Origin of the sequence: Affinirhizobium lemnae (genome assembly GCF_022968395.1) — a bacterium.
Classification (GTDB): Bacteria; Pseudomonadota; Alphaproteobacteria; order Rhizobiales; family Rhizobiaceae; genus Neorhizobium; species Neorhizobium lemnae.
This window is the reverse complement of the sequence record NZ_JALJQZ010000103.1, coordinates 1-2813: the sequence shown is the minus strand read 5'-3', so window position 1 is coordinate 2813 and position 2813 is coordinate 1. Positions and strand designations below refer to the sequence as shown.

Genomic DNA, 2813 nt, shown 5'->3' with positions numbered 1-2813 from the left:
GCTACATCGTGAGCGTCCGGTGAACGCATTTTTGGGTGTCTCGGGGTGGAAGCTACTAGCCGCGTTTCATCTCATCGACCATGATGCGGTCGATTATATCAGGATCGCATTGTGTCTCGATGAGGAACTCGCGGATGCCGCCGTCCCATGTCCGGATGTCGGCGAGTAGGCTTTGAAGTTCTTCGATGCCATTATCGGTCAGACCCTTCGTGCCATCTTCACTGCCATCGCTGACGTAGACCAGTTCGCCTTCGGAGATGTTGTCCGAGTTTGCGGTGATTTCCTCGATCAGTTCGAGGTTCTCGCCGATCATGCCGGCGACTTGGCTGAGCGTGTAGATGAACCTTGAGCGTGCCATCAGGCGGCCTCGTGTCGGTCTATCGACGGCGTCCAGTTCCAAGGCAGCAGATCTTCAAGTCGATCCTTGGGGTGATCCTGGATCCGGGTGAGGACATCTGTCAGGTAGACCTCCGGATTATGACCGTGGAGTTTGACTGTCTCGATGATGGTCAGAATGTTGGCGATGCGCTCACCGCCCCTGTCCGAGCCGGCAAACAGCCAGTTTTTCCGACCGATTCCAAGCGGACGCATGGCTCTTTCGGCGATGTTGTTGTCGATTTCGACCCGGCCATCGTCGATGTAGACACTCAAGGCGGCCCATCGCGACAGCGCATATCGCATTGCCTCGGCCAGCTTCTGCTTCTGTGGCAGTGTAGAAAGGGTGGCTTCAATCCAGGCCTTGAGCTCGTCCAGAACGGGCCGGGCATGGTGTTGGCGCAGAGTGCGCCGCTCGTTAGCCGACATGCCGCGGATACGGTTCTCGATATCGTAGAGCGCGCCGATGCGCGACAGCGCTTCCTCCGCGATCGGTGACGGCTTCAGCTTGATCACATCATGGAACTTGCGACGTACATGCGCCATACAGGCGGCCTCAACGATCTGGTTGCCGTAGAGTTTTTTGTAGCCTCCATAACCGTCGGCATGCATGACGCCGCTGAAGCTTGCCAGGTGGTCAGCCGGATGCGCCCCCTTGCGGTCTGGGCTATAGTAATAGGCGATGGCTGCGGGAGTGGCGGATTGGTAGCCACTGCCGTCGAAGACGTAGACCCATACCCTGCCGGTTTTTGTCTTACCCCGCCCGGGGTCGAGAACATCGACCGGGGTATCGTCCGAATGTATTCGGTCGAGTGCTGCAATATGGGCCCTGATCAACAAGACGAGTGGCGTCAGCAAAGCAGATACGCGGCCGACCCAGTCGGCCATCACGGATCGGGAGATATCTATTCCCAACCGGTCGTACATCTCGGACAGACGGTAGAGGGGAATGTGATCGTCGAATTTTGCGATCATGATATGGGCGAGCAGTCCCGGCCCGGGTTTGCCGCGCTCGATCGGCAAGGTCGGCATCTCGCCAGCCACCGTCGTATCGCACTCCCTGCAGATCATGCGCTTTTCGACATGCCGGACAATCTTGACCGACGCCGGCACGTGCTCGAGCACCTGGACCACCCGGTCGGGCGCCTTCAGGAATGACGTGCCACCACAGGTCGGGCAATTACACGGAGCCGCATAGACCAGTTCTTCGGCGGGAAGACCATCAGGCAGAGGCTTGCGCTTCGGCTTCTCGGGTACATCGTCCAACTCCGGCAGAGTAGTTTTGCCGGAGCGCAGTTCAGCCTCGGCACGGGAGGCCTCGATCTCCTCCAGCATCAACTCAAACTGCTCTATCTTCCTGTCGATCTTTTCCGAAGAGGCGCCATGCTGCCGATGTCGGAGCAGCTCCAGTTGTGCGCGAAGAAGCCCGATTATGGAGTCACGCTTGATGACTTCGGCTTCCTGGCTCTCAAGTTTCGCCGCCTGTTCGGCGACCAGTGCGCGCAAAGCAGTGAGCTCGTCCTGACTGTCCAGCGGCGCTGTTTCCATACCCGCAATCTAGCCGATTTGCCTCTGACGCGCCAGCGATAAGCCTCGGATGCGCCTGCAAAATATGGCTTTTATCCCGCTCGCCCGGGAGCCGACGTCCACGCCGGGCGGCGCCAGTCGATCCCTTCTACAAGCATGGAAAGCTGCGCCTGCGTCAGGTGCGCGACGCCCTCTTTCGCCGTCGGCCAAGGAAAGTATCCGCGCTCCAAAATCTTGTAGAACAGGCAGAACCCCTGACCGTCCCACCAGAGAAGCTTGATCCGGTCAGCGCGCTTTCCGCGGAAGCCGAAGATCGCACCGCAGCCCGGCGCCTCCTTCACGACTGTCTCGACCAGCGCGGACAGACCATCAATGCCACGCCGCATATCGGTCACCCCGCAGGCCAGATAGACCCTCACATTCCCCGCAGGCCCGATCATGTCGCCTCCACGCAAGCGACCAGCGGGCCAAGCAGCTTCAACTCAACGTCAACCGGAACCTTCAAGCGCCGACCGTTTCGGAGCAAGATCTCGACGATCGCCGGCCTCGGCAATGCGGTAGACGGCTGGCTTACGCCAACCTCCTCGGTGATTTCCACCGGGAGGAACACCGTCGGCCGATCGGCATAGCTGAATGATTGCCGCCATAAGCGGATCTGCCCCGGATGAATGTCATGCCGGCGCGCCACGTCACCAATGCGAGCACCGGGCTCATCAGCTTCCGCAAGTATCCTCAGCTTCGCCTCGTCCGACCAACGCCGTCTGCGCTCGGTACCGGACATGATCTCCATGCGAGCCATGAAACCTCTTTGTTCTGGTATTAATGTCAGCATTAATGCTGGTTCGAATGCCAGAACATCGCCTGATTTGCCCGATCAGCAAAAATAGCTCACCGGACGCTCACGCTTCATC

Annotated in this window: 4 protein-coding genes; all 4 read right to left on the bottom strand. The window is 59.2% G+C overall.

Annotated features, from left to right (window positions below):
- Positions 1-55: 55 nt before the first annotated feature.
- Positions 56-358, bottom strand: coding sequence for a hypothetical protein (locus MUU53_RS23330; protein ID WP_343229134.1), 303 nt, complete (start codon positions 356-358; stop codon positions 56-58).
- Positions 358-1923 (bottom strand): IS66 family transposase, encoded by a 1566-nt coding sequence (gene tnpC, locus MUU53_RS23090; protein ID WP_247262935.1) that lies wholly within the window; start codon positions 1921-1923, stop codon positions 358-360. Before tnpC ends, MUU53_RS23330 begins: the two co-directional genes overlap by 1 nt.
- Before the next feature lie 71 nt (positions 1924-1994).
- Entirely contained in the window at positions 1995-2342 is a 348-nt protein-coding gene (tnpB, locus tag MUU53_RS23085) for an IS66 family insertion sequence element accessory protein TnpB (RefSeq protein WP_247262934.1), read from the bottom strand.
- Positions 2339-2701, bottom strand: coding sequence for an IS66-like element accessory protein TnpA (gene tnpA, locus MUU53_RS23080; RefSeq protein ID WP_247262933.1), 363 nt, complete (start codon positions 2699-2701; stop codon positions 2339-2341). Before tnpA ends, tnpB begins: the two co-directional genes overlap by 4 nt.
- Positions 2702-2813: the final 112 nt, after the last annotated feature.

Bases quoted from the DNA above. Each gene is read 5' to 3' on its own strand.
- MUU53_RS23330 (WP_343229134.1), bottom strand. From the start codon at position 358: ATGGCACGCTCAAGGTTCATCTACACGCTCAGCCAAGTCGCCGGCATG.
- tnpC (WP_247262935.1), bottom strand. From the start codon at position 1,923: ATGGAAACAGCGCCGCTGGACAGTCAGGACGAGCTCACTGCTTTGCGC.
- tnpB (WP_247262934.1), bottom strand. From the start codon at position 2,342: ATGATCGGGCCTGCGGGGAATGTGAGGGTCTATCTGGCCTGCGGGGTG.
- tnpA (WP_247262933.1), bottom strand. From the start codon at position 2,701: ATGGCTCGCATGGAGATCATGTCCGGTACCGAGCGCAGACGGCGTTGG.